This window comes from Microbacterium paraoxydans, from assembly GCF_900105335.1.
Classification (GTDB): domain Bacteria; phylum Actinomycetota; class Actinomycetes; order Actinomycetales; family Microbacteriaceae; genus Microbacterium; species Microbacterium paraoxydans.
The window spans coordinates 239,831-257,352 of the sequence record NZ_LT629770.1; the positions used below are offsets into that span (position 1 = coordinate 239,831).

A 17,522-nucleotide genomic window follows, 5' to 3' on the forward strand; every position below is an offset into this window, starting at 1 on the left:
AACGCGCCGTTCTGCATCCCTTCCTGGGGACATCACTCGCGCGGAAGAAGCCATCCGCGCGTGTTCATCGATCATCTGGGGAGTCGAAAGTGCCAGTCATTCAGCATGCAATCAAATCGGGCGCGCGGGGAACGCGCCTGACGACGGTCGTGGGTGGTCTGCTCGCGATCTGTCTGGCGGGCCTGGCGGCCGTCATCGCGACGCCGGCTACGGCCCGCGCTGCGGAGGTCGCGGGGATCACCTCGCTGACCATCACCGAACCCACCGACCAGATCAAGGTCTGGGACCGGATCGCGTTCGAAGCGACCTGGGCAGTGCCGGACACGGCGACCGCGGGGGACACGTTCCGCCTCGCCTTTCCGACGAGCCCGAGCCTGACCGGGGTGCGCGATTCCTTCGCCCTGACGGCGCCGGACGGCCAGACCGTCGGAAACTGCGAGGTGTCGACCGGTGAGCTCGTGTGCACGCTCACGGACTACGTGGACAGCCACACCGACGTCAGCGGCACCCTGCACTTCCGTGCCAGGGCAGACGAGGAGACCGCGCTGACCGAGATCCCGTTCACGACGGGCGGCGGAACCGTCGTCCCGGTCGACGTCCCCGGCGGGATCGGGCCGGTCCCGGAGTTCCCGGCGCCGACGACCCCGACCAAGTGGGGCGACGTGACGCTCGACGGTCGGAACATCGCCTGGGGTGTGAACATCCCGTCCTCCGCGCTGGCCGGGGAGACTCCGACGCTCACCGACACGTTCACGGCCGGTCTCGTGCTCGATCCCGCGTCCGTCACGGTGGCGTACGTGCTCGCGAAGGACTGGGCGGGTGGCAAGTACACCGTGTCGACGGGGCTGCAGTCGGGCAGCGATTTCACCGTCACGGAGGTCAGCTCCGAGTCGTTCACGGTGACGGTGAACGCGCCGATCGTCGCCGACGCGATCTACGTGCTCCGCTACAAGACGGCTCTGCCCGCCGACGTCCGTCCCGGTGATGCGTTCCACAACACCGTGACGGGCTCCCGCTGGGTCACCGAGAGCACACCGGTCATCTACTCCCAGGGCGGGGGCGATGGCGAAGGGGTGCTCCCGGTCGGCGGGTTCACCGTGACCAAGGAGGTCAGTGGTTCCGGCGCGGCTCTGGTGCCCGACGACCGCGAGTTCCGGGTGGCCTACTCGTATCAGCGCGCAGGACAGGCGGTGGAGGGCGAGCTCGCCTTGCGGTCCGGGCAGACCGATGGCCTGGACGATCTGCCGGCGGGAACGGTCGTCACCCTATCGGAGATCACGCCCGCGGACGTCGACGGCATGACCTGGCAGGCGCCGGTCTTCTCCGGCGCCGATGTGGCGATCATCGATGGCGGCGCTACCGTCACCATCGCACGGGGCACGACGGTCGCGGTGACGCTCACCAACCCGACGACGGTCACGCCGCCGCCGGTCGGGGGCTTCACGGTGACCAAGAAGGTCACGGGTGCCGGAGCCTCGCTCGTTCCCGAACACCAGACCTTCACCGTGGAGTACTCGTACGAGCTCGCGGGGCAGCGCGTCGCCGGTGAACTCGCGATCCGTGCCGGCGAGAGCGAGGGACTCGCGGATCTGCCGGTGGGTACGGTCGTCACGCTTCACGAGAAGGCGCCGAACGCCGTGGATGGCGTCACGTGGAAGAGCCCGCGCTTCACCGGCGCAGGAGTCGACGTCGGCGAAGGCGGCGCGACGCTCACGATCTCCGAAGACGCGACGGTCGGGGTGGTCCTTACCAATGGAACCGCCGTCACTCCTCCGCCCCCTCCGGGTGGTGAGCTCGCCCTGACCGGATCCGAGGGGCCCGCCGGCCCGCTCGCCCTGGGAGCGCTGCTGCTGCTTGCGGGACTGACAGCGCTCGGCGTCCGCCATCGGATGGCGGGTTCGCGCACCGGTGACTGAGGACTAGGAGAGGCCAGGCAGATCGATCACGCGACGACTTCTTCGTCGTCGCGTGATCGATCGTGCCGTTCGGCGTCTAGTGGTCGTCGAGGACTCTCCCTCGACGACCACGCCGACGCCGCAGCGCGTCGGAGAAAGGCATCTCTCATGAACAAGACGCTCATTGCCCGTGCCTCTGCCGCCCTCGGCATCGCAGCCGCTCTTTCGCTCGGTGGAGCGGCGCTCGCTCCCGCCGCTCACGCGGAGGCGACACCTGCGGACCCGGCCGCCTCGAAGCCGCTGAGCACGGGCGTGCTCGCGCAGCGCGTCGGATCCGCCTGTCTCTTCTTCCAGTACACCTTCAACATGAGTCCGACCGACCCCCAGGTGGGGGACACCGTGACGTACACCATGCAGTTCCTCAACAACGGCGAGGTGGACTCCACGAAGAGCGCGCTCACGTTCCGCCTGGACGGCCTCCTCGACGACTCGACCTGGGCGGTGTCGACGCTGGAAGCGACCTCCGGCCGCCCTTCCGCGGCGGAGAACACCGTCGCGTGGGACGGGCCGCTCGACGCCGGAGACGATGTCGTGCTGCGCTTCACCGGCGTGTGGACGGGCGACGGCGATGGGCTCGCGTTCCCGCGGGTCGAGTCCTACGGCTACGCGAGGTGAAGCGGGTCGGAGTCCTGTTTTCCACGGTATCCGCGGCGACGTGGTGCGCCCGTCGTCGAGAGGCTGAACGGACACCGACCGAAAGGCAGCCATGCAGCTCTCCACGGACTCCGAAGTCATCGTCCGCGCCACCGCCGGCGTCGTCGCCGACCACGCCGACGAGATCACCACCCTGTTCTACCGGCGGATGTTCGAGGCGCATCCTGAGCTGTTGAACGTCTTCAACCGCGCGCATCAGGTCCAGGGCGATCAACCCAAGGCGCTGACGGCGTCCGTCGTGGCGTTCGCCGTGCACCTCATCGATCCCGACGCGCCGGACTTCTCCCCGGTGATGCGGCGTATCGCCCACCGCCACGTCTCGCTGGGGGTGTCGGCCCGGCAGTACACGATCGTCGGCCGCTACCTCCTGGCTGCTGTCGACGATGTCCTCGGCGAGGCGGTCACGCCGGATGTGCGCGCAGCCTGGGATGAGGTGTACTGGCTCTTCGGCTGCTCTCTCATCGCGGAGGAGGCCCGCCTCTATGTGGAGGCGGGCACGGATCCGGACCACCCGTGGCGGCCGCACCGCGTCGTGGAACGGGTGGAGGAGGCACGCGACGTGATCTCCCTCGTGCTGGAGCCGGTCGATGGTCACCGATTGCCCCATCGCACCGGGCAGTACGTTGCCGTGGCGGTCGACCTCCCGGACGGCACCCGTCAGCCCCGCCAATACACGATCTCTTCCGCGACCGGCAGTGCGGCGCTGCGCGTCACAGTGAAGCGCGTGCGTGGCTCGGAGGGCGTACCGGACGGTCAGGTCTCCAGCTGGCTGCACGAGAACGCCCACGTGGGGACGGTGCTCGACGTCTCCCAGCCCTCCGGGGATCTGCTCCTCGACGATTCTGACGACGCGCTGGTCCTGATCTCGGCCGGAATCGGCATCACGCCGGTGGCGGCGATCGTGGACGATCTCGCGCAGCGGCGTCCCGAGCGGCCGGTGCACCTGTTCCACGTGGACCGGGAGCCGGAGACCCATGCTCTCGTCGCCGACGTGCGCGACCGTTCGCAGCGATTGAGCGACGTCCGCACCCTGACCTGGTACTCGGCGAGTGGAGCGGAGGGCCCGGCGGTGCGCTCCGGCCGGATGGACCTGGCCGACATCGAACTCCCGCAGACGGCGCGGGTGTTCCTGTGCGGGCCGCTGCCGTTCATGCAGGCGATTCGAGGCACCCTGATGGCACGCGGCATCGCGCCGGAGCGCATCGAGTACGAGGTCTTCGGCCCGGATCGCTGGGCTCGTCAGCCGAAGTCCGGTGCCGCGTGAGCATGTGCCGAAAGCTCTGAGGGCGGCCGTGTCAAGCCCCTCGTCGGGGCCGCGGAGAGCTGACAGGCTCCCCGAGAGCGGCAACGCGCCGCGGAAACGGGAGAGACTATGAGCATCGGCAGCGGAATCGCGCTCTTCGTCATCGGAGCGATCCTCGTGTTCGCGATCAACGTCGACGTGCCGTGGGTCGACCTGGACATCGTCGGCTACATCCTCATGGGTGCCGGCGTGATCATCTTCCTCATCGGCATCGTGCTGCTCGCCCGCCGGCGCCGAACGGAGACGGTGTCGCGGACGTACGTCGACCCGGCGACCGGGGAGCCCACGACCCGACGGTCCGTCAGCTCGAGTTCCGACGACGGGCTCTGAACGGACGCAGACGGAATGGAGAAGGGCCGCGGGAGAACCCGCGGCCCTTCTCGTCAGACGACGTCAGCGCCTTCGAGATGTTCCTCGACGAGGGTGATGCCCCCGCTCGAGTTCGCCGAGTGCGCGAGTTCCTCGATCCAGCGACGGCTCAGCTCGGGCGTCTCGGCCTCGTCGAAGACGAACCGGAGCGGGATCGACGGGTGCAGCCACAGCGTGGACCGGCCGGGAGCGTCGCCCTCCGGGTGACGCCAGGAGAGCGTGAAGCTCTCGTTCCGCCGCAGCTTCGTGGCGATGACGACCTTGAGGTGCGCGAGCGCCCGGTCTTCGATCTGGATCGGCGTCTGGGTGTCGCCGTAGTACAGGCTGCCCATCGTCAGCCGACCTTCGCGGCGGGGGCTGCGGGAATGTTCATGGCGCTCCTTGGGAACGTTGGGGGAAGACGGCAGACCGCTCCCGGGGATACTTGGACTCTAGCCAATTTGCGCACGACATCGTGCGCATCAGGGCGACGCGCCGTGTGGTGCGAACAGAGTATGCGCGCGGTGTCAGTCGGCCGTCACAGTGCGGTCAGGACGGGAGGATTCCCGTACGCCTCGCGGTACGCTACGGCGAACCGGGAGACGTTGCTGAAGCCCCACCGGCGCGCGATCGCGGACACCGACGTGCCCTTGCCGTGTCGCAGATCCCGATGCGCGCCGTCGAGCCGGGCGCGCCGCAGGGCCTCGTTCGGGGTCATGTCGAGCGCGCGGCGGAAGGCATATTGCAGACCCCGGGTGGACATGTAGGCCGCCGCCGCGACGTCGTCCACCGTGATGGGCAGGTGTGCGTTGTCCTCGATGAAGGCGAGGGCGCGGCGCACCGAGGCGGGTGCCGCGGAGCGTTGGGCCGGACGGTGCAGCGACTCGCTGAAGGTGGTGGGGAACGCCGACATCGTCAGCAGGAGGGCGTGGCGCTCGAGTTCGGCGGCGATGAGCGGGTCGGTCCCGTCCGCTCCGAACGAACCGTCGATGTAAGAGAACATCCGCTCCCACCGCGCTCCGTCCTCGCGTGTGTGCGGAGCGAGCCCGGTGGCGCGGAGCTCGAGGCGGTCGTCGCCGGTGATCTGCCTGATCGAGTCGCGGGCCGCCGCGCGATCGAACACGAGAGCACGGACGCGGGCGACCTGGTTCCACTTCGCCTCGACCCGGACGCCGTCCGTGAGCCATGGCTGACCCGCGTCGAGCCCTTGCCGGCCCGACCAGATCCGGGCATCGGCGGCATCGACCCGACACACCAATAGCTGATCCTCCGGCTCGGCACGGGAGTGCACCTGGGCCGCGAGCTGATAGCGGACGAGCGACATGGACGCCGCCTCCACCGAGCGCCAGTCGAAGCGGAACCGGCGGGGGTCCACGTCCTGGAGGGTCGCCGAGGGCACGAACTGCTGCCAGGTGGACTCCACCTGCTCGATGTCCGTGGACGTGAACTGCACCGACACTCCTTGCTGGGCCTCGTCCGGGCGGCCGGGGCTTCTTGGACAATAACCCACGCCACTGACAAGACGGTGGGGACGCCCCGGGGGTATCCGCTGGGAAGGCGGGAGTGCCGAGTCCTCGTAGACTCGGACCATGAGTGTGCCTTCTCCGTATGCGGAGCGATTGAGCCGGATTCCGGTGCAGCGCCAAGAGGTGGAGGTGCGCGGCGGAACGACGGCGTACTGGGTCTACGGTCCGGAGGACGCCGAGACGACCGTCATCGCGGTCCACGGCTTCCGAGGCGAGCACCACGGCCTCGAGTCGGTCCTCGCCTTCCTTCCGGGGCTCCGCGTGCTCGCGCCCGATCTGCCCGGGTTCGGGGAGTCCGCGCCGCTGCCCGGTCGGCGCCACGACCTGCAGGAGTACGCGGGGTGGTTGACCGACTTCGCCGCGGCCACGGCGCCGGGTGCCGTCATCCTCGGCCATTCCTTCGGCTCCATCGTGAGCGCGGCCGCCGTGGCCGGAGGACTGGAGACGCCGCGGCTGATCCTCGTGAACCCCATCGGCGCACCGGCGCTCGAGGGGCCGAAGGGGATCATGACCCGGCTGGCGGTGCTCTACTACGCGCTCGGCGCCAAGCTCCCGTCGCGTATCGGGACCGCGCTCCTGCGGAACCGGGTGATCGTCCGCGTGATGAGCATGACCATGGCGAAGACGCGGGATCCGGAGCTGCGCCGCTTCATCCACGACCAGCACGACACCTACTTCTCGCGATTCTCCGATCGCGACGTGCTGCACGACGCCTTCGTCGCGAGCGTCTCGCACGACGTCAGGGAGTTCGCCCCCGCGATCGACGTCCCCACACTCTTGATCGCCGCACAGCGCGACGACATCACCCCGATCGAGGCGGAACGGAAGCTGGTGACGCTCTTCCCCGACGCGTCTCTCGTCGAGATCGCCCAGGTGGGTCACCTGATCCACTACGAGACCCCGGCGGAAGCAGCCGGGGCGATCCGTCGGTTCCTCAGGATTCCCGTCGCGCGAGGCCGATGAGCCCGGCCACCCGGAACGGGATCACCTCACCCATGGCGAGCGAGGTCTCGGTCCGCTCCACACCCTCGATGGAGAGGATCCGGGCGTCCGTGTCGAACAGATGACGGGCGTCGCGGCACGCCACGCGCGCCAGCAGGTCGATGGAGCCGCTCAGACCGTGCGCCTGGACGACCTCCGGGATGCGCGCCAGTTCGTTGATGATGCGGGGGAGCTCGGTCTGGCGGACGCCGATGCTGACGAACGCCTGCAGCGGGAACCCGAGGACGTCGGGGGAGAAGGCGCGCTCGTAGGAGAGGAAGACGCCACTCTGCTCCAGCCGGGCCATCCGCGCCTGGATGGTGTTGCGCGACAGGCTCATGCGTTCGGCGAGAGCGACGATCGTCACGCGCGGGTCGTCGGCGAGCGCGGCGAGAAGCTCCAGGTCGATCCGGTCCAGTCCAGGCATAGTGCCAAACCCTAGCAGCACGTCATTGGAGAAAAATGAGCAACATGCTCAATCGGCATTCAGTTGCTTGAGCGAGGTGTTGACCGGACGTACCCTCAGACCATGCCGGTGATGACGCCGGCTCCATTGTGCGTCGCCCCACGAGGGCCGCCAGGGACGAGGAGGACGATGATGTCGCCGCAGACCACCCCCATCGCGGACACCGCCCAGGATCTGGAGCTCTCGGAGCGGATCCTCGCTCCGGACGGGACGCGCGTCGCGAACGCCCGCCTCGACCCGTTCGTCGCCGATGTCGACGCCGCGCAGCTGCGCGCCCTCCATCGCGACATGGTCATCCTCCGCCGCATCGACGCCGAGGGCGTCGCACTGCAGCGCCAGGGTCAGCTCGGGCTCTGGGCACCCTGCCAGGGACAGGAGGCCACGCAGATCGGCACCGCCCGGGCCCTCGATCCGCAGGACTACGTCTTCCCGAGCTACCGCGAGACCGGCGTGATCTACGCCCGGGGCGCCGAGCCCGGCGACTACGTGCGCATGTGGCGCGGCGAGGAGGGGGCGGCCTACGATCCCGCGGCCCTGCGGGTCGCTCCGCTGCAGATCATCATCGGCGCCCAGACCCTGCACGCGGTCGGCTACGCCCTCGGCATCCGGCACGAGAACGCGCCGGAGGTCGCCGTGACCTACTTCGGGGACGGGGCGACCAGTCAGGGCGACGTCAACGAGGCGATGATCTTCGCCGCGTCGTACCAGGCGCCGGTCGTGTTCGTCTGTCAGAACAACCACTGGGCCATCTCCGAGCCGGTCACGGTGCAGTCGCAGTATCCGATCGCGGGGCGTGCCCCCGGGTTCGGGATCCCGAGCCTGCGCGTGGACGGCAACGACGTCCTCGCCTGCCTGGCCGCGATGCGCTGGGCGCTGGAGCACGCGCGTTCCGGAAAGGGGCCGGCGTACATCGAAGCGGTGACGTACCGGATGGGTCCGCACACCACTGCGGACGACCCCACCCGGTACCGGGACGAGGCCGAGCTGGAGTCGTGGCGGCGCCGCGACCCCATCGCGCGCCTCGAGGCGTACCTCCGCGCCACCGGCGACCTCACCGCGGAGCACGTCGCCGAGACGCAGGCGGCTGCGGACGCCGTCGCCAAGGAGATGCGGGCGACCTGCCTCGGCATGGTCACCCGTCCGCCCCTGGCGGTCTTCGACGGCGTCTACGCCGAGCCGCACACGGGGCTGGAGCGGCAGCGCGACGAGTACGCCGCCTATCTCGCGTCGTTCGAGGGCGAGGCGTGACCATGATGGAGCTCACTCTCGGCAAGGCGCTCGGCGCCGGTCTCCGCCAGGCGATGCGCGACGACGAGAAGGTCGTGCTCCTGGGGGAGGACATCGGCAAGCTCGGCGGCGTCTTCCGGATCACGGACGGCCTCCTCGACGAGTTCGGGGCAGCCAGGGTCATCGACACGCCTCTCGCGGAGTCCGGGATCGTCGGCACGGCCGTCGGCCTCGCGTTCCGCGGCTACCGCCCGGTCGTCGAGATCCAGTTCGACGGGTTCGTCTACCCGGCCTTCGACCAGATCGTCTCCCAGGTCGCGAAGCTGCACTACCGCACCCAGGGGCGTGTGAAGATGCCGATCACCATTCGGATCCCCTGGGCCGGTGGCATCGGTGCCGCGGAGCATCACTCCGAGTCTCCGGAGGCGTACTTCGCGCACACCGCCGGCCTGCGGGTCGTCGCCGTCTCGAATCCGGAGGATGCCTATCGGAGCCTCCGGCAGGCGATCGCGTCGGACGACCCCGTCGTGTTCTTCGAGCCCAAGCGGCTCTATCACCACAAGGGCGAGGTCGACCTCGAAGCCCCGCTCGCGGACGCGCCGCCGATGGGACTCGCGCGGGTGGTACGCCCGGGCACCGACGTCACCGTCCTCACGTACGGGGCCATGGTGAGCACCGCCCTGCAGGCGGCGGAGGCCGCGGAAGACGAGGGCATCGCCCTGGAAGTGATCGATCTGCGGTCGCTCTCGCCGGTGGACTACGACTCCGTCGCCGCCTCGGTGCGGAAGACCGGGCGTGTGGTCGTGGCGCATGAGGCCTCCCGGGAAGCCGGACTCGCCGCGGAGGTCATCGCGAGCGTGACCGAACGCTGCTTCGAGTACCTGGAGTCCGCCCCGCTGCGGGTCACCGGCCACGACGTGCCGTACCCGCCGGCCAAGCTCGAGAAGTACCACCTTCCGGACCTCGACCGGATCCTCGATGCGGTCGACCGCGTGATGGATCGCCCGCACAGCCTGACGGGAGCTGACGCATGATCGCCGAATTCCGTCTTCCGGACCTCGGCGAAGGTCTCACCGAGGCCGAGGTCGTGCAATGGCTCGTCGCGCCCGGCGACAGCGTCGCGCTGAACCAGACCCTCGCGGAGGTCGAGACCGCCAAAGCGGTCGTCGAGCTGCCGTCGCCATACGAGGGCACGGTCTCGACCCTCCACGCGGACGCGGGAGAGACCGTCGCCGTGGGAGCGCCGCTGATCGCCTTCGACATCGAGGGCGACGACCCTCCGGCGGCGCCGTCCGGTGGCGAGCAGGAGGCTGCCGCGGAGAAGGCGCAGCCCAATCTCGTGGGCTACGGCGCCGCCCCGACCTCGAGCGGGCGCCCCGCGCGCCGGGCGCGACGCCGAGGCGCTGCTGCCGACGGGGCCTCGGTGGCCGACACGGCCGTTCTCGAGGCGGCACCGCACGATGCGACGCCATCGGTCGCGGTCGAGCCCGTTCTGGAGCGACCACGGTCCACCCCTCCGGTGCGCGCCTACGCCAAACGACAGGGCGTCGACCTCGTCCTCGTCGCCGCCGCCGTCGGGGACCGTGTGATCACGAGAGCGGATGTGGATGCCTACGCCGAGCGCGTCGGAGCGGAGCCGTCACGGCCCGCGGGGACGTCTGAGCGCGAGACCACCGCGGCATCCGGAATCCTCCCGCGCGCGGAGGGGAGGCCGCGGGAGACGCGCATCCCGATCCGCGGGGTCCGCAAGCACACGGCGGCGGCGATGGTGCAGAGCGCCTTCACCGCCCCGCACGTCACGGTGTTCCACACGGTCGATGTGACCGCGACCATGGAGATGCTGGCACGCCTCCGCGAGGACCGAGTGCTCGCGGAGCACCGGATCGGCCCGCTCGCCGTCGTCGCGAAGGCGGTCTGCCTCGCCCTGCGCCGTGCTCCGGGCCTGAACGCGCGGTGGGATGAGGAGTCCGGGGAGATCGTCGAGTACGGCTTCGTCGACCTGGGCATCGCCGCCGCGACCGACCGTGGTCTCATCGTGCCGATGATCCGGGACGCGGAGCGGATGAATCTGGTGGAGCTGTCCGCAGCGATCCGTGCGCTCGCGGAGACCGCGCGTGCGGGGAAGACCTCGCCGGCCGAACTCGCCGGAGGTACGTTCTCGCTGTCGAACATCGGGGTGTTCGGGGTCGACGCCGGAACGCCGATCCTCCCGCCGGGGCAGTCCGGCATCCTCGCGGTCGGCGCCGTGCGTCGGCAGCCGTGGGAGTACCGCGGGGAGATCGCGCTGCGTCAGCTCATGACCCTGAGCCTGTCCTTCGACCACCGCCTCGTGGACGGGGCCGAGGGCGCGACGTTCCTCAAGGACGTGGCGGACATCCTCGAGGATCCGGGGCGGGCGATGCTGCTCAGCTAGCGGCGCGCAGCGCGGCCTCGGCCATCGCGACCAGCACGGTCGCGGTGGCCGTGTGTCTTCTCGTCGCGGCGCGGGTGCTGTGCGGGGTCGAGTTGATGAGACCGAAGCACGCCTGCACGCGCAGCCGCAGTTCGTCGCGGTCGAGGGGCTCCGGACGATCGAGGGCGGCGAGCGCATCCATCCAGAGCTCGATGTAGGCGCGCTGCAGGCGACGGACCTCGGCGCGGTCGTCGTCGTCGAGGAAGGCGAGGTCGCGGTCCTGCACCTGGATCACCTCGGCGTTGCCCAGCGCGAACTCGACATGGAAGCGGATGAGTCCGCGCATCCGCTCGTCGGCTGCCGTCGTCTCCGCGGACACGCGTCGTCCGCCCGCGACGAGATCCTGACTGACCTTGACCAGGACCGCGCCGAGAAGGGCCTGCTTCCCGGCGAAGTGGCGGTACACCGCGGGGCCGGACACGCCGACGGCGGCGCCGATGTCCTCCAGGCTCACGCCGCTGTACCCGCGCGCGGCGAAGAGCCGTGCCGCGGCGTGCAGAAGCGCGTCGGAGCGTTCCGCCTTGGCGCGGTCGCGGGCGGTGGCGGGGCTTGTCATCTCAGTTAATCCTCGCTAACCTGAATCAACGGGTTAGTGAACACTAACCGAGAATGCATGCAGCGCGCCAGGTTCCCGCCCGGCGCGACGTGGGTCGAGGAGGACGTCACGATGCCGGCAACCCAGGAAGCGCTCGCCCAGCAGCTCCGCGACCGTCTCGCCGCGGCAGCGCAGGGCGGGCCGTCCGCCTCCCGTGAGCGCCACGTCGCCCGCGGCAAGCTGCTGCCGCGCGACAGGGTGGCGCGCCTCCTCGATGAGGACAGTCCGTTCCTCGAGGTCGCGCCGCTCGCGGCCGACGGCCTGTACGGCGGCGAGGCACCCGGGGCCGGTGTCATCGCGGGTATCGGCCTGGTCCACGGCCGGCACGTGATGGTGGTCTGCAACGACGCCACCGTGAAGGGCGGGACCTACTATCCGCTCACCGTGAAGAAGCATCTGCGGGCGCAGGAGATCGCCCTCGAGAACCGCTTGCCCTGCCTCTACCTCGTGGACTCGGGTGGCGCCTTCCTTCCTCGCCAGGATGAGGTGTTCCCGGATCGGGATCACTTCGGACGGATCTTCTTCAACCAGGCGCGGCTGTCCGCGCAGGGCATCCCGCAGCTCGCGGCGGTCCTCGGCTCGTGCACGGCCGGAGGCGCCTACGTTCCGGCGATGAGCGACGAGACCGTCATCGTCCGTGGACAGGGCACGATCTTCCTGGGCGGGCCGCCGCTGGTGAAGGCGGCGATCGGCGAGGTGGTCACGGCGGAGGAGCTCGGGGGAGGGGAGCTGCACGCCCGTCGCAGCGGCGTCGTGGATCACCTGGCCGACGACGACGAGCACGCCCTGGAGATCCTCCGCGACATCGTCGCCACGCTGCCGCCGCCGCTCGCCCCGGCCTGGGACGTCGGGGAGAGTCGTGCCCCGGCGGAGGCCGGCTCCCTGTATGACGTCGTTCCGGTGGACGTCAACGCCTCCTACGACGTGCGCGAGGTCATCGCGCGCCTCGTCGACGGCGACACCTTCCACGAGTTCAAGGCCGAATACGGCACCACCCTGGTGACGGGCTTCGCGCGGCTGCACGGCCACCCCGTCGGCATCGTCGCGAACAACGGCGTCCTGTTCAGCGAGTCGGCGCTCAAGGGTGCGCATTTCATCGAGCTCTGCGATCAGCGCGGCATCCCGCTGCTCTTCCTGCAGAACATCACCGGCTTCATGGTCGGGTCTGACGCGGAAGCCGGTGGCATCGCGAAGGACGGGGCGAAGATGGTCACGGCCGTCGCGACCACCCGCGTCCCGAAGCTGACCGTCATCATCGGCGGCTCCTTCGGAGCGGGCAACTACTCGATGTGCGGACGTGCGTACTCTCCGCGGTTCCTGTGGACCTGGCCGGCGAGTCGGATCTCGGTCATGGGCGGAGCACAGGCCGCCTCGGTGCTCGCCACCGTGAAGGACGACCAGCTGTCGGCGCGCGGCGAGTCGTGGACCGCGGAGGAGCGGGCGGCGTTCGAGGAGCCGATCCGGGCGCAGTACGAGGAACAGGGCGAGCCGTACTACGCGACCGCGCGGCTGTGGGACGACGGCATCGTCGACCCGGAGCAGACCCGCGACCTCCTGGGCCTCGCTCTGGACGTCGTCGCCCGCAGCCCCCTGCCCGAGCCGCGCTTCGGCGTCTTCCGGATGTGAGCCCCATGTCGCACTCGCCTTCCCTCTCGTTCTCCTCGGTCCTCGTCGCGAACCGCGGGGAGATCGCGCGCCGGATCATCCGGACCCTCCGCGACCTCGGCATCCGCAGCATCGCGGTCTACAGCGATGCGGACGCGGATGCCCCGCACGTCCGCGAGGCGGATGCCGCCGCGGGCATCGGTCCCGCGCCGGCCGCGGAGTCGTACCTCGACATCGATGCCGTCATCGCGGCGGCTCGTGCCTCCGGAGCGGAGGCCGTCCATCCCGGCTACGGATTCCTCTCCGAGAGCGTCGGGCTCGCGGAGGCGTGTGCGGAGAGCGGCATCGTCTTCATCGGCCCCACCGTCGAGGCCCTGCAGATCATGGGCGACAAGGCGCGAGCCCGTGAGCACGTGAGCCGCAGCGGCGTGCCCGTGGTGCCGGGCTTCGACGCGCGCGGGCTGTCCGACGCGGAGATCCGTGAGGAGGCGGAGGCGGTCGGATTCCCCCTCCTCGTGAAGCCGAGCGCCGGCGGGGGCGGGAAGGGCATGGAGGTCGTCGCCGACAGCACGGGTCTGGCGAGCGCGCTCAGCTCCGCCCGACGGGTCGCGGCATCCGCCTTCGGCGACGACGCGCTCATCCTGGAGCGTCTCATCCGCCGACCGCGACACATCGAGGTGCAGGTGTTCGGCGACGTCCACGGCACCGTCGTGGCGCTCGGCGAGCGCGAGTGCACGCTCCAGCGGCGTCATCAGAAGGTGATCGAGGAGGCGCCGTCCGCCGGGATCCCGTCCGCGACCCGCGACCGGCTGCTCGCAGCGGCGGTGCGGGCAGCGGAGAGCGTCGCCTACGTCGGGGCCGGCACCGTGGAGTTCCTCGTCGACGCGGACGCCCCGGAAGACGTCTTCTTCATCGAGATGAACACCCGGCTGCAGGTGGAGCATCCGGTGACCGAGGAGGTCACCGGACTCGACCTCGTCGCGCTGCAGCTGCGCATGGCCGATGGACAGCCGCTCGACCTCGAGCCCCGCACGACCGGTCATGCCGTGGAGGCGCGGGTGTACGCCGAGTCGCCGGAACGCGGGTTCCTCCCCTCGACGGGGACCGTGGTGCTCTTCGAGGCGCCTCCGGGCGTCCGGGTGGATGCGGCCGTCGAGTCCGGGAGCGTGGTGGGCGGGTTCTACGACCCGATGATCGCGAAGGTCATCGCGTGGGCGGAAGACAGGGAGACGGCGCTGCAGCGCCTGGACGACGCTCTCGCGCGCACCGTGGTGCTCGGCGTGGAGACCAACATCGCGTTCCTGCGCCGGCTCCTCCAGGATCGCCGTGTGCGCGAGGGAGACCTCGACACCGGCCTCATCGAGACCCTGCTCCCGCTCGCACCGACGCCCCCGTCCGCGGCGCAGCTCGCGGCGGCCGCCGGCGTGGTGCAGAACCGCCCCGAGGCGGTCACCGCGCGGGAGGGAGCCGGCCCGCTGTGGCAGAGCCTCCCGGGATGGCGTCTCGGGGCCGCGCCGCACGCCCCCGAACCCGTCACCCTGCTCACCGACGACGACGAGATCGTGCGCGCGACGCCGCCCCTGATGCGCTCCGACCGGGTGCACGCGGCCCGCGACGCCGAGGGCGCGATATGGGTCAGCGAGGAAGGACGGACGCTCCGGCTGCGTCCCCTGGACCGCCGCGGCCGGATGCGCAGGCGCCTCGCCGCCGCGGGACGCGAGGCCAGGGCCACGGAGCCAGAGGCGCGCGCGCCCATGCCCGGCGGCGTCGTGGCCGTTCACGTCGAGGACGGGGCGGCGGTCCGGGCGGGAGCGCCTCTCGTCGCGATCGAGGCGATGAAGATGGAGCACCCCGTGCTCGCGCCGCACGACGGCGTGGTGCGGCTGCTGGTCGCGGTCGGCGACCAGGTGCGGCGCGACCAACCGGTCGCCCGCGTGACGATGACGGAGGAGGACCGATGATGCACGATCTCACCGAGGAGGAGCGCGAGCTCGCCGCGATGGTACGCGAGTTCGCGGACACGGTCGTCGCGCCGCAGTCGTACGAGGCGGATCGCACGCACACGCTCTCCATGGAGGTCGTGCGGCAGATGGGAGAGCTCGGCCTCTTCGGACTGCCTTTCCCCGAGGAGTACGGCGGGCAGGGCGGCGACTACATGGCGCTGGGCCTCGCGATCGAAGCCCTGGGGCGCGTCGATCAGTCGATCGCGATCACCCTGGAGGCGGGGGTGAGCCTCGGAGCCATGCCCGTCTTCCGCTTCGGCACCGAGGAGCAGAAGCGCGAGCTGCTGCCGGATCTCCTCGCCGGACGCGCCCTGGCCGGGTTCGGGCTCACCGAGCCCGAGGCGGGAAGCGATGCGGGGGCGACGCGGACGACGGCGCGGCTCGACGGCGACGAGTGGGTGATCGACGGCTCCAAGCAGTTCATCACCAACTCGGGCACTCCGATCACCCGGTTCGTGACGGTCACCGCGGTCACCGGCCAGAGCGAGGGGCGCAAGGAGATCTCGACGATCATCGTCCCGAACGGAACTCCGGGATTCACCGTCGAACCGCCCTACGACAAGGTGGGGTGGAACGCGTCGGACACCCATCCGCTGACGTTCGACGGAGCGCGGGTGCCGGCGGACAATCTCCTCGGCGAGCGGGGGAGCGGGTTCCGCAACTTCCTCAGCATCCTGGACGAGGGCCGCATCGCGATCGCCGCTCTGTCGACCGGCGCCGCGGAGGGGTGCCTGGAGGCGGCGGTCGAGTACGCCAAGAGCCGCACCATCTTCGGCAGCGCCCTCAGCACGCGGCAGAACGCCCAGTTCACGCTGGCACGGATGCGGGCGCGCGTGCACACCGCGCGGCTCGCCTGGCACCACGCCGCACGCCTCCGTGACGCCGGAGAGGCGTTCGCCGAGCAGGCGGCGATCGCGAAGCTCGTCGCGGGCGAGGCCGCGATGGACAACGCCCGTGACGCGACGCAGATCTTCGGCGGCAACGGGTTCATGAACGAGTTCCCGGTGGCGCGCCACTACCGCGACTCCAAGATCCTCGAGATCGGCGAGGGGACCACGGAGGTCCAGCTCCTCGTGATCGCCAGGGCGCTCGGGCTCGCCCGGTAGCGTGGAGGCATGACCATGCGCGAGATCGTGCAGCGCGGCCTGTACTACGAGGAGTTCGAGACCGACGTCCGGTACGTGCACCGCCCCGGTCGCACGGCTACGGAAGCGGACAACGTCCTCTTCACGACGCTGACGATGAACGCCCAGGCGCTGCATCTGGACGCCGCGTTCGCTGATGCCCAGGGGCCCTTCCACGCGCGCCTCATGAACTCCATGTGGACGCTGTCGACGATGGTGGGCTCCTCCGTCGCCCAGCTGACACAGGGGACGCTGGTGGCGCAGCTCGGCCTCGGCGACATCGCCTTCCCGCATCCGCTGTTCGCCGGGGACACGCTCACGACCGAGAGCGTCGTCGTCGACAAGCGGCTCTCGTCGTCCCGCCCCGGTCAGGGCATCGTGCAGCTCGCGCACACCGGACGCAATCAGGACGGCACCGTGGTCGCGACCGCCGTCCGCACGGTGCTGGTGCGCTGCCGGCCGGAGGAGGACGCCGCATGACCTTCGACCTCGGCCCTGCCCTGCTGTTCTGCCCGGCGGACCGCCCGGAGCGCTTCGCGAAGGCCCAGGAACGGGCGGATGCCGTGATCCTCGACCTGGAGGACGCCGTGCTGCCGGAGGCGAAGAGCGAGGCCCGCGAGAACATCGTCGCCGCGGACCTCGACCCCGCGCGCGTCATCGTGCGGGTGAACGCTCCGGACTCCGCGGCCTTCGCGGACGACCTCGAGGCGTTGGCTCGCTCGCCGTTCCGGACCGTTATGGTGGCGAAGACGGAGAGCGCGGAGAGCCTGGACGCCTTCGACGCGGACTACTCGCTCCTCGCGCTGTGCGAGACGGCGCGCGGGATCCATGGGGCGCCCGAGATCGCCGCGCACCCGGCGGTCGCCGGACTGATGTGGGGCGCGGAGGATCTGGTGGCCTCCCTCGGCGGCACCTCGTCCTGCAACGCGGAGGGTCGCTACCGTGACATCGCGCGCTACGCCCGTTCCCGGGTGCTCCTGGAGGCCGGTGCGCACGGCAAGGCGGCGATCGACGCGGTGCACGTCGACATCGGCGACACCGCGGGGCTCGAGCGGGAGGCGGAGGATGCGGCGGCGTCCGGGTTCCGGGCGACGGCATGCATCCATCCGAGTCAGGTCGCGGTGATCCGGGCGGCGTATGCCCCGGACGCCGAGACCGTGGCATGGGCGCGCGAGGTCCTCGCCGCTGCGGCGCAGGAACGCGGTGTGTTCCGCTTCCAGGGGCGCATGGTGGACGAGCCCGTCCTGCGCCACGCGCGCGCCGTGGTCTCCCGCGCCGGCTGA

General features: G+C 70.5%; 17 protein-coding genes and 1 pseudogene. 14 read left to right on the forward strand and 4 right to left on the reverse strand.

The window, feature by feature from the left end:
* The first annotated feature begins 149 nt into the window (after positions 1–149).
* The 5 genes and pseudogenes from BLU02_RS01380 to BLU02_RS01395 all read left to right on the forward strand — a co-directional run bounded on the left by BLU02_RS01380 (position 150) and on the right by BLU02_RS01395 (position 4,242).
* Positions 150–1,916 (forward strand): DUF5979 domain-containing protein, encoded by a 1,767-nt coding sequence (locus BLU02_RS01380; protein ID WP_060921995.1) that lies wholly within the window; start codon positions 150–152, stop codon positions 1,914–1,916.
* A 147-nt stretch (positions 1,917–2,063) separates the two neighbouring features.
* Positions 2,064–2,570, forward strand: coding sequence for a hypothetical protein (locus tag BLU02_RS01385; RefSeq protein WP_060921994.1), 507 nt, complete (start codon positions 2,064–2,066; stop codon positions 2,568–2,570).
* 88 nt (positions 2,571–2,658) lie between these two features.
* Positions 2,659–3,036, forward strand: a pseudogene (locus BLU02_RS17900) (globin domain-containing protein); the annotation flags it as partial.
* A gap of 114 nt (positions 3,037–3,150) precedes the next feature.
* Positions 3,151–3,873 carry an FAD-binding oxidoreductase gene (locus BLU02_RS17905; RefSeq protein WP_407939471.1) on the forward strand — a complete coding sequence of 241 codons (723 nt, stop codon included), beginning with the start codon at positions 3,151–3,153 and terminating at the stop codon, positions 3,871–3,873.
* Between the two features lie 108 nt (positions 3,874–3,981).
* A complete protein-coding gene (locus tag BLU02_RS01395) occupies positions 3,982–4,242 on the forward strand; it encodes a DUF6458 family protein (protein WP_060921992.1) in 261 nt (86 codons plus the stop codon).
* Between the two features lie 53 nt (positions 4,243–4,295).
* Here the strand turns inward: BLU02_RS01395 and BLU02_RS01400 are convergent, their stop codons facing one another.
* Both BLU02_RS01400 and BLU02_RS01405 read right to left on the reverse strand, forming a co-directional pair.
* On the reverse strand, positions 4,296–4,613 hold the full coding sequence (locus tag BLU02_RS01400) for a DUF7882 family protein (protein ID WP_060921991.1): 318 nt from the start codon (positions 4,611–4,613) through the stop codon (positions 4,296–4,298).
* 185 nt (positions 4,614–4,798) lie between these two features.
* Positions 4,799–5,713, reverse strand: coding sequence for an AraC family transcriptional regulator (locus BLU02_RS01405; RefSeq protein WP_060922010.1), 915 nt, complete (start codon positions 5,711–5,713; stop codon positions 4,799–4,801).
* Positions 5,714–5,849: 136 nt separating this feature from the next.
* Between BLU02_RS01405 and BLU02_RS01410 the strand changes: the two genes are divergently transcribed.
* Entirely contained in the window at positions 5,850–6,749 is a 900-nt protein-coding gene (locus BLU02_RS01410) for an alpha/beta fold hydrolase (protein WP_060921990.1), read from the forward strand.
* Here the strand turns inward: BLU02_RS01410 and BLU02_RS01415 are convergent.
* Positions 6,721–7,194 (reverse strand): Lrp/AsnC family transcriptional regulator, encoded by a 474-nt coding sequence (locus BLU02_RS01415; RefSeq protein WP_025103414.1) that lies wholly within the window; start codon positions 7,192–7,194, stop codon positions 6,721–6,723. The two genes, BLU02_RS01410 and BLU02_RS01415, sit on opposite strands and share 29 nt — an antisense overlap.
* A gap of 171 nt (positions 7,195–7,365) precedes the next feature.
* On the opposite strand from BLU02_RS01415, the gene pdhA reads away from it, so the two are divergent.
* Genes pdhA through BLU02_RS01425 form a run of 3 tightly spaced genes read left to right on the forward strand, consistent with a single transcriptional unit; the run spans position 7,366 to position 10,873 of the window.
* Entirely contained in the window at positions 7,366–8,481 is a 1,116-nt protein-coding gene (pdhA, locus tag BLU02_RS17330) for a pyruvate dehydrogenase (acetyl-transferring) E1 component subunit alpha (RefSeq protein ID WP_060922009.1), read from the forward strand.
* A 2-nt stretch (positions 8,482–8,483) separates the two neighbouring features.
* A complete protein-coding gene (locus tag BLU02_RS17335) occupies positions 8,484–9,494 on the forward strand; it encodes an alpha-ketoacid dehydrogenase subunit beta (RefSeq protein WP_060921989.1) in 1,011 nt (336 codons plus the stop codon).
* Positions 9,491–10,873, forward strand: a complete 1,383-nt coding sequence (locus tag BLU02_RS01425) for a dihydrolipoamide acetyltransferase family protein (protein ID WP_060921988.1) — start codon at positions 9,491–9,493, stop codon at positions 10,871–10,873. The genes BLU02_RS17335 and BLU02_RS01425 overlap by 4 nt, the downstream gene beginning before the upstream one ends.
* Here the strand turns inward: BLU02_RS01425 and BLU02_RS01430 are convergent.
* Positions 10,866–11,468 carry a TetR/AcrR family transcriptional regulator gene (locus BLU02_RS01430; protein WP_060921987.1) on the reverse strand — a complete coding sequence of 201 codons (603 nt, stop codon included), beginning with the start codon at positions 11,466–11,468 and terminating at the stop codon, positions 10,866–10,868. The two genes, BLU02_RS01425 and BLU02_RS01430, sit on opposite strands and share 8 nt — an antisense overlap.
* A 111-nt stretch (positions 11,469–11,579) precedes the next feature.
* Between BLU02_RS01430 and BLU02_RS01435 the strand changes: the two genes are divergently transcribed.
* From BLU02_RS01435 to BLU02_RS01455, 5 genes are read left to right on the forward strand one after another with little or no spacing between them, the layout of a single operon-like run.
* Positions 11,580–13,133 carry a carboxyl transferase domain-containing protein gene (locus tag BLU02_RS01435; protein ID WP_060922008.1) on the forward strand — a complete coding sequence of 518 codons (1,554 nt, stop codon included), beginning with the start codon at positions 11,580–11,582 and terminating at the stop codon, positions 13,131–13,133.
* A gap of 5 nt (positions 13,134–13,138) precedes the next feature.
* On the forward strand, positions 13,139–15,073 hold the full coding sequence (locus tag BLU02_RS01440; RefSeq protein ID WP_083370858.1) for an acetyl/propionyl/methylcrotonyl-CoA carboxylase subunit alpha: 1,935 nt from the start codon (positions 13,139–13,141) through the stop codon (positions 15,071–15,073).
* Entirely contained in the window at positions 15,073–16,221 is a 1,149-nt protein-coding gene (locus BLU02_RS01445) for an acyl-CoA dehydrogenase family protein (RefSeq protein WP_060922614.1), read from the forward strand. Before BLU02_RS01440 ends, BLU02_RS01445 begins: the two co-directional genes overlap by 1 nt.
* Before the next feature lie 9 nt (positions 16,222–16,230).
* Positions 16,231–16,719 carry a MaoC family dehydratase gene (locus tag BLU02_RS01450; RefSeq protein ID WP_060922610.1) on the forward strand — a complete coding sequence of 163 codons (489 nt, stop codon included), beginning with the start codon at positions 16,231–16,233 and terminating at the stop codon, positions 16,717–16,719.
* Positions 16,716–17,522, forward strand: a complete 807-nt coding sequence (locus tag BLU02_RS01455; protein ID WP_060922609.1) for an HpcH/HpaI aldolase/citrate lyase family protein — start codon at positions 16,716–16,718, stop codon at positions 17,520–17,522. Before BLU02_RS01450 ends, BLU02_RS01455 begins: the two co-directional genes overlap by 4 nt.

Bases quoted from the DNA above. Each gene is read 5' to 3' on its own strand.
- BLU02_RS01385 (WP_060921994.1), top strand. From the start codon at position 2,064: ATGAACAAGACGCTCATTGCCCGTGCCTCTGCCGCCCTCGGCATCGCA.
- BLU02_RS01395 (WP_060921992.1), top strand. From the start codon at position 3,982: ATGAGCATCGGCAGCGGAATCGCGCTCTTCGTCATCGGAGCGATCCTC.
- BLU02_RS01400 (WP_060921991.1), bottom strand. From the start codon at position 4,613: ATGGGCAGCCTGTACTACGGCGACACCCAGACGCCGATCCAGATCGAA.
- BLU02_RS01410 (WP_060921990.1), top strand. From the start codon at position 5,850: ATGAGTGTGCCTTCTCCGTATGCGGAGCGATTGAGCCGGATTCCGGTG.
- BLU02_RS01415 (WP_025103414.1), bottom strand. From the start codon at position 7,194: ATGCCTGGACTGGACCGGATCGACCTGGAGCTTCTCGCCGCGCTCGCC.
- pdhA (WP_060922009.1), top strand. From the start codon at position 7,366: ATGTCGCCGCAGACCACCCCCATCGCGGACACCGCCCAGGATCTGGAG.
- BLU02_RS17335 (WP_060921989.1), top strand. From the start codon at position 8,484: ATGATGGAGCTCACTCTCGGCAAGGCGCTCGGCGCCGGTCTCCGCCAG.
- BLU02_RS01425 (WP_060921988.1), top strand. From the start codon at position 9,491: ATGATCGCCGAATTCCGTCTTCCGGACCTCGGCGAAGGTCTCACCGAG.
- BLU02_RS01430 (WP_060921987.1), bottom strand. From the start codon at position 11,468: ATGACAAGCCCCGCCACCGCCCGCGACCGCGCCAAGGCGGAACGCTCC.
- BLU02_RS01435 (WP_060922008.1), top strand. From the start codon at position 11,580: ATGCCGGCAACCCAGGAAGCGCTCGCCCAGCAGCTCCGCGACCGTCTC.
- BLU02_RS01440 (WP_083370858.1), top strand. From the start codon at position 13,139: ATGTCGCACTCGCCTTCCCTCTCGTTCTCCTCGGTCCTCGTCGCGAAC.
- BLU02_RS01445 (WP_060922614.1), top strand. From the start codon at position 15,073: ATGCACGATCTCACCGAGGAGGAGCGCGAGCTCGCCGCGATGGTACGC.
- BLU02_RS01450 (WP_060922610.1), top strand. From the start codon at position 16,231: ATGACCATGCGCGAGATCGTGCAGCGCGGCCTGTACTACGAGGAGTTC.
- BLU02_RS01455 (WP_060922609.1), top strand. From the start codon at position 16,716: ATGACCTTCGACCTCGGCCCTGCCCTGCTGTTCTGCCCGGCGGACCGC.